The 7,216-nt window shown below is 70.1% G+C and carries 7 protein-coding genes; 3 read left to right on the forward strand and 4 right to left on the reverse strand.

Annotation, left to right across the window (positions count from 1 at the left end; all coding sequences use genetic code 11):
* Positions 1-28 precede the first annotated feature (28 nt).
* The gene (locus E4099_RS26350) at positions 29-1,531 is read right to left on the reverse strand and encodes an aldehyde dehydrogenase family protein (protein ID WP_135341621.1); all 1,503 of its coding nucleotides are present in this window, start codon (positions 1,529-1,531) and stop codon (positions 29-31) included.
* 201 nt (positions 1,532-1,732) lie between these two features.
* Between E4099_RS26350 and E4099_RS26355 the strand changes: the two genes are divergently transcribed.
* Both E4099_RS26355 and E4099_RS26360 read left to right on the forward strand, forming a co-directional pair.
* The gene (locus tag E4099_RS26355) at positions 1,733-2,530 is read left to right on the forward strand and encodes a hypothetical protein (protein ID WP_135341622.1); all 798 of its coding nucleotides are present in this window, start codon (positions 1,733-1,735) and stop codon (positions 2,528-2,530) included.
* Between the two features lie 200 nt (positions 2,531-2,730).
* On the forward strand, positions 2,731-3,525 hold the full coding sequence (locus tag E4099_RS26360) for a hypothetical protein (protein ID WP_135341623.1): 795 nt from the start codon (positions 2,731-2,733) through the stop codon (positions 3,523-3,525).
* Positions 3,526-3,719: 194 nt separating this feature from the next.
* Here E4099_RS26360 and E4099_RS26365 read toward each other — a convergent pair whose 3' ends face one another.
* Both E4099_RS26365 and E4099_RS26370 read right to left on the reverse strand, forming a co-directional pair.
* Positions 3,720-4,283 (reverse strand): hypothetical protein, encoded by a 564-nt coding sequence (locus E4099_RS26365; RefSeq protein WP_135341624.1) that lies wholly within the window; start codon positions 4,281-4,283, stop codon positions 3,720-3,722.
* Positions 4,280-4,525, reverse strand: a complete 246-nt coding sequence (locus tag E4099_RS26370; RefSeq protein ID WP_135341625.1) for a helix-turn-helix transcriptional regulator — start codon at positions 4,523-4,525, stop codon at positions 4,280-4,282. Before E4099_RS26370 ends, E4099_RS26365 begins: the two co-directional genes overlap by 4 nt.
* 136 nt (positions 4,526-4,661) lie before the next feature.
* Here E4099_RS26370 and E4099_RS26375 point away from each other — a divergent pair, with 136 nt between their 5' ends.
* On the forward strand, positions 4,662-5,909 hold the full coding sequence (locus E4099_RS26375) for a metallophosphoesterase (protein ID WP_135341626.1): 1,248 nt from the start codon (positions 4,662-4,664) through the stop codon (positions 5,907-5,909).
* Between the two features lie 133 nt (positions 5,910-6,042).
* Here the strand turns inward: E4099_RS26375 and E4099_RS26380 are convergent, their stop codons facing one another.
* Positions 6,043-7,032 (reverse strand): malate dehydrogenase, encoded by a 990-nt coding sequence (locus tag E4099_RS26380; RefSeq protein ID WP_135341627.1) that lies wholly within the window; start codon positions 7,030-7,032, stop codon positions 6,043-6,045.
* Positions 7,033-7,216 lie beyond the last annotated feature (184 nt).

Below are 7,216 nucleotides of genomic sequence, written 5' to 3' on the forward strand. Positions count from 1 at the left end.
GGGTGGGGTGGGGCCGGACGGGGTTGGGTCAGCCGGCGAACCAGCGGACCGGGGTGGGCCGGAGGTTCTCGTAGACGTGCTTGGCCTCGCGGTACTCGGCCAGACCGGAGGGGCCGAGTTCGCGCCCGATGCCGGACTTGCCGAAGCCTCCCCACTCCGCCTGCGGCAGATAGGGGTGGTAGTCGTTGATCCAGACGGTGCCGTGCCGCAGCCGGGCGGCGATCCGGCGGGCGCGCGCGGTGTCCGCCGACCAGACGGCGCCGGCCAGCCCGTACTCGGTGTCGTTGGCCAGCTCCACGGCCTCGTCCTCGGTACGGAACGACTCCACGGTGAGGATCGGACCGAAGGTCTCCTCACGCACCACCCGCATGGCGCGGTCGCACTGGTCGAGCACGGTCGGCTGGTAGAAGTAGCCGGCCGCGGGACGCGCTTCGGAGGGCTCCGGGCGCCGTCCGCCGCAGCGCAGCCGGGCGCCCTCGGCCAGCGCGGAGGCCACGTACGCCTCGGTCTTCTCCAGCTGCCGCGCGGAGACCAGCGGGCCGCACTCGACGCCCTCCTCGGTGCCCCGGCCGAGCCGGATCCGCTCGGCGCGACGGGCGAGTTCGGCGACGAAGCGCTCCCGCACCGACTCCTCGACGATCAGCCGGGCGCCGGCCGAGCAGACCTGCCCGCTGTGCACGAAGGCGGCGTTGAGCGCCTGGTCGACTGCGGTGTCGAAGCCCTCGGCGGTGGCGCAGGCGTCGGCGAACACCACATTGGGGTTCTTGCCGCCCAGTTCCAGGGCGACCTTCTTGACGCTGTCGGCGGCGGCCCGCATCACCGCGGTGCCGCTGGCCAGGCCACCGGTGAAGGAGACCAGGTCCACGTCGGGGTGCTCGGCCAGCCGGGCTCCCACCGGGTCGCCGGGGCCGGTCACCACATTGGCCACACCGGCCGGCAACCCGGCCTCCACCAGCAGGTTGACCAGCTCGATGGTGGACAGCGGGGTGATCTCACTGGGCTTGACGACGAAGGTGTCGCCGGCGGCGAGGGCCGGGGCTATCTTCCAACTCGCCTGGAGCAGCGGGTAGTTCCAGGGCGTGATCAGTGCGCACACGCCGACCGGCTCGTACACCACCACGCTGTGCACCTCGGGGCTGCCCGCGTCCACCACCCGGCCGGCCGCCTCGGCGGTGACCTGGTCGGCGAAGTAGCGGAAGGCGGCGGTCACATCGTCCACGTCCACCCGGCCCTCGGCCAGCGTCTTGCCGGTGTCACGGCTCTCGACGAGCGCGATGGCCTCCCGGTTGCGCTGCAGCAGATCGGCGACCCGGCGCAGCAGCGCGGCCCGTTCGGCGACCGGCGTGCGCGGCCAGGGGCCGGTGTCGAAGGCGCGGCGGGCGGCGGCCACCGCGGCGTCGACGTCCGCGGTCCCGCCCTCGGCGACCAGGGCCAGGGTCGTGGCGTCGGCGGGGTCGAGAACCGCCCGCTGCGCTCCGGACGCGGCAGCGCGCCACGCCCCGTCCACATGAATGCTCTCGATTGCCGACACGTTCTGCCTTCCGGTGTTCCAGGACTTTCCGCACCGGCAATGCCGGCGACACGGACCCCTAACCGGAACCTCCCAACGTATGCCTACTCGCCCGTAGAAAGTGGCCTGCATCACTGAATGTGCGCGGCAAACGGCGGGGCCGTAGGGTAAAGCCGCTGTAAGGTTTGGCCATTCTGGCTCACAGGGAGTAAGGCGCTCGGCATGAACAAGAAGTACGGAGTTTGGGCTGTGGCCGCGTGTGCGGCTCTGGCGATGGGGGTCTCCGGCTGCGGCAAGGACAGCGACGACAAGGCCGACAAGGGCGGCGACAAGACCGCCGAGAAGCCCGTCGCCACCTCGGGCGTCGAAAAGCTGTCGGCCCAGGAGATCGCCGAAAAGGCCAAGACGGAGCTCGTCAACGCCAAGTCGATGCGGCTGAAGGCCGACGGCACCGACGGCGGGAAGCCCATGACGATGGACCTCGCCTTCGACAGCACCGGCAGCTGCCGCGGCTCCATGTCCATGGGCGACGCCGGCTCCTTTGAGCTGATCAAGCTCGCCGACAAGGTCTGGATGAAGCCGGACGACGCGTTCTACAAGAGCCAGATCGCCCCGGGCGAGGGTGGCGCCGAGGCCGCCAAGCTCTTCAAGGGCAAGTGGCTGCACGGCTCCACCTCCGACCCCATGCTCAAGAGCATGTCCGAGGTCTGCGACCTGAAGGGCATGCAGGCCAAGATGGCGGAGGACACCAAGAAGAGCACGTTCACCAAGGGCGCCCCGGAGACCCAGAACGGCCAGCAGGTCATCCCGCTGAAGGGCAAGGACAGCGACGGTCAGCCGGAGACGATGTACGTGGCGATCACCGGTAAGCCGTACCCGGTGAAGGTGGTGAGCTCCGGCAAGGACGGCGGCACCATGGTGCTGTCCGACTACGACAAGCCGATAGCGAAGGACACCCCGACCGCGGGCGAGACCATCGACGTGTCCAAGCTCCAGGAGGAGCTGGGCGGCGGCGCCTGACACGACGGCAGTCATGAGCAGGGCGGGACGGTTCGACCGTCCCGCCCTGTCTCGCGTCCAGGAGCCGGCCGGATGCCGCACCGTCCGGCCCGCCCCCCAGTGGCCGATGTGTCCCTTCCGTGATGGATGCCGGGCTTAAACCGAAGGTAAAACGCCTCTAAAATTCGGTCCATCGGCACCCAAGGGGGAAGGCGCTCGACATGAACAAGAGGTACGGAGTGTGGGCCGCGGCCGCGTGTGCGGTCCTGGCGGTGGGGGCCTCCGGCTGCGGCAAGGACAGTGACGACAAGGGCGGCAGGACCGGCGGCGGCACCGACAAGCCCGCCATCACCACCTCGGGCGTCGAGAAGCTGTCGGCCCAGCAGATCTCCGAGAAGGCCAAGGCGGAACTCCTCAAGGCCACATCCATGCGGATGAAGATCGACGGCACCGACGGCGGCGAGCGGATCAGGATGAACCTGGCCCTGGACACCACCGGCAACTGCCGCGGCTCCATCTCGCCCGACGGCACCGGCGTGATCGAGATCGTCAAGGTGGGCGACCGGGTCTGGATGAAGCCGGACGAGGCGGCGTGGAAGCTCCAGTTGGGCCCGCAGCAGGGCGCCGAGACCGCCAAGCTCTTCAGCGGCAAGTGGCTGAGCGGCACCACCTCGGACGAGGGCCTCAAGGAGATGGCCGAGTCCTGCGACCTGAAGTCCCTGCAGTCCGAGGCCGCATCCGAGAGCTTCGACGACGACTTCACCAAGGGCACCCCGGAAACCCTGAACGGCCAACAGGTCATCCCGCTCAAGGGCCGGAACGACAAGGGCAACCCGGAGACGCTGTACGTCGCGATCACCGGCAAGCCGTACCCGGTGAAGTTCGTGGAGACCGGCAAGGACGGCGGCACCGTGGAGCTGTCCGACTACGACAAGCCGATCCCGACCGACACCCCGACCGAGGCCGAGTCCATCAACTTCGCCGAGTTCGAAGACGAACTGGGCGGCGGGGCCTGAGCGCTCCGCCGGGACAGCGGTGAGTGAGCTGCGGGTCGGCTGTGGCCGGTCGCGCGGTTTCCCTCAGTCTCCATCCGGGGCCCCATTCCCGGACGGAGACTCCCAGCGCCCCTGAGGGGCGCGGTACCGCATCGCAGCGCTTGAGCCGGGGCGCTGCGGAGTCGACCACCCCGCCCCGGTCGCGTTCGCGGGCTTCAGGAGGCGAGAGCCCCGGCCTCCAACTCATCGGCGTCGAGGTCATCGGCCGGCTCGTCCTGGACCATCAGGCCGGCCGCCCAGGCCGGCATCAGCCAGTGCATCGCCAGCACTACCATCAGCGCGTCGCGCAACGGAACCTCCAGCCAGGGGGCTTCGGACCAGCCGCCGATCTCCATACCGATCAGGGCCGCCAGCAGCGCGGCGGTGACCACCCGGTGAGCGCGGCGGAAGACCCGGTCGCGTTCGGCGAGCTGACGCTCGTCCAGGGCGTGGTCGCGCAACTCCAGCAGGCCCCGGGTGGCGCCGTTGATCATCCCCATGGCCACGCACCACAGCGGCAGCAGCACCGCGACCGCGGCGAGCATTTGCCAGCGGCCGCCGATCAGCCGCGGCCCACCGGCAACCACCGCCACCATGCCGGCGGTGAGCGCGACATGCACGGCCACGATGGCCCGGCGGCGGCCCCGGGTGGCGTACAGCTGCCGGCCGGCCCGGTTGTTCATGATCGCGATCATCCGGCGGTCGTAGCGGGTCAGGCCCTGCGGCTGCGATGTGGTCATGACGTCCTCCCGTAAACCTCGTCGGTGAGCGGCCGGAACGGTTCGAGGGAGAAGATCGCCTCCACCGGCAACTCGAAGTACTTCGCGATCCGCAGTGCCAGGTCGAGGCTCGGGTTGTACTGCCCCCGCTCGATGTAGCCGATCGTCTGGTAGTGCGCGCCGACAGCCTCGGCCAGGCGTTGGCGCGACACCTTCCGCTCCGCGCGCACCACCGACAGCCTGTTGTGCACCTGCTCGCTCATGTATAAGAAGTACTACATCTGATCGCAGGTCAGCAACAGCGAAGGGGAGTGGAGGGGAACGTGGATCCGAATACCTTCACCGGGCATTCGTCACGCCTTCACCAACAGGCAGAAGTTACCTGCGAGAAACATGGCTATGTGCGATGACGAATACCTGCCGCCACGACCCGATCTGACCGAGGATCAGTGGCTCGTCCTGGACCGGAGCGTCCCCACCACCGGGCGGGCGCACCCCGCGCCCGGTGGGCCCGGCCGGCGCCGGGTGCTGGGCGGGGCGGTCGCCGGAGCAGCCGCGCTCGCGATGCTGCCGCAGCTGACCTCGGATCGGGCGGTCGCCGCCGAGACCGCGGCGCCCCGCGCCCGTACCGCGACCGCCGCGGGCACCCCGGTCGAGAAGTTCCCGCTGCCGAGCCACCCGGGCCCGGACGGCTCGTACGCGGTGCTGGTCACCGGTGACGCCGGCACCGGGAACGAGGCCCAGTACGCGGTGGCCGCCGCGGCCAGGGAGATATGCCGGGCCGAGGGTGTGCGACTCGCCCTCGGCCTCGGGGACAACCTCTACGAGAACGGCCCGGAGTCCGCGCACGACGACGAGTTCGCCACCAAGTTCGAGCAGCCCAACACCGGTATCGACGTGCCCTGGCTGATGGTGCTGGGCAACCACGACTGCTCGGGCCTGATCCCGGGCAGCGGCGGCAACCCCGCGCGCGGTGACCGGGAGGTCGCCTACGCCACCACCTCGCGGCGCTGGTACATGCCCGCCCGCTACTACTCCGTGGCGCTGCCCGGCGCGCCCGGCTCGGACGCCCCGCTGGTGGAGTTCTTCGCGCTGGACACCAACCCGGTGGCCTCCACCGTGGTGCAGTTGGACCCGTACTTCCACTGGGACGGCCCGTACATGCGCGAGCAGCGCCGCTGGCTGGACGCCGCGCTGAGCGCCTCCCGCGCCCAGTGGAAGATCGTGATCGGCCACCACCCGTACCTGAACAACGGCAAGCACGGGAACGCCGGCTCGTACGACGGGTTCCTGATCGGCAACTACAGCAGCGGTGTGCACCTCAAGGAGCTGTACGAGGAGGTGGTCTGCGGGCGGGCCGACCTGATCCTCTCCGGCCATGACCACACGCTCCAGATCCTGGAGCCCACCGCCCGGAGCCGCGGCACCCGGCAGATCGTCTGCGGCGCGGCGGGCAAGTCCGGTGACGGCAAGGCGCACGGCAGCACCCCGGCCCGCTTCCAGGACTTCTCGCACCACGGATTCATGGTGCTCAAGGCGGCGGCCGACCGGCTCACCGTCGATGTGCACACGGTGGACCCGGACACCGCCACCTCCCAGCCGGTGCACAGCTTCACCGCCACCCGCCGCTCGGTGGCGGTGGGCTGACGACCACTTTGGAACGTCCACGGTCCCGGACACGGCGAAGGGCCGCATCCCGGTTGCCCGGGGTGCGGCCCCTGGTCGTTCGCGCGGTGGACTCAGGGCCGTCCGCGCGACCGGACCGAACCGGCTCGAACCGTCAGATGAGGCCGAGGGCGCGGACCGCCTCGCGCTCCTCCACCAGCTCCTGGACCGAGGCGTCGATCCGGGTGCGGGAGAACTCGTTGATCTCCAGGCCCTGGACGATCTCGTAGCTGCCGTTGCTGGTGGTGACCGGGAAGGAGGAGATCAGGCCCTCCGGGACGCCGTAGGAGCCGTCCGACGGAACGGCCATGGAGGTCCAGTCGCCCTCGGCGGTGCCGTTGACCCAGGTGTTGACGTGGTTCAGGGCGGCCGAGGCGGCGGAGGCCGCGGAGGAGGCGCCACGGGCCTCGATGATGGCCGCACCGCGCTTGGCGACGGTCGGGATGAAGTCCTCGGCCAGCCACTTCTCGTCGTTGACGGCCTCGGCCGCGTTCTTGCCGGCGAGCTCCGCGTGGAAGATGTCCGGGTACTGGGTCGCCGAGTGGTTGCCCCAGATGGTGACCTTCTTGATCTCGGACACCGGGACGCCGGTCTTCTTCGAGAGCTGGCCCAGCGCGCGGTTGTGGTCCAGGCGGGTCATCGCGGTGAAGCGCTCGCGCGGCACGTCCGGCGCGGCGGCCTGCGCGATCAGCGCGTTGGTGTTGGCCGGGTTGCCGACGACCAGCACCTTGATGTCGTCCGCGGCGTGCGCGTTGATCGCCGCGCCCTGCGGCTTGAAGATGCCGCCGTTGGCCTCCAGCAGGTCACCGCGCTCCATGCCCTTGGTACGCGGCCGGGCACCCACCAGCAGCGCGACGTTGGCGCCGTCGAAGGCCACGTTCGGGTCGTCGGAGATGTCGATGCCCTGGAGCAGCGGGAAGGCACAGTCCACCAGCTCCATGGCCGTGCCCTCGGCGGCCTTGAGGCCCTGCGGAATCTCCAGAAGGCGCAGCTTGACCGGCACGTCCGCGCCGAGGAGGTGGCCGGAGGCGATGCGGAAGAGCAGTGCGTAGCCGATCTGGCCGGCGGCGCCGGTGACGGTGACATTGACGGGAGTGCGGGTCATGGCGGTCTCCTGCGCGTGTTTTCTGACTGTAGATCTCTTGGTGTCGAGATACCGCCTGCCAGGCTATCCGACCCGGCCCCGCCCGGACCCCGCCGCCCCTCTGTGTCCCACCTCACCGCACTCACGAGGGATCGGGTGCGGGAGCCCGTATCAGGGGCGGGTGCGGGCGCGGTGGGTACGGGGT

The organism is Streptomyces palmae (genome assembly GCF_004684805.1).
Classification (GTDB): domain Bacteria; phylum Actinomycetota; class Actinomycetes; order Streptomycetales; family Streptomycetaceae; genus Streptomyces; species Streptomyces palmae.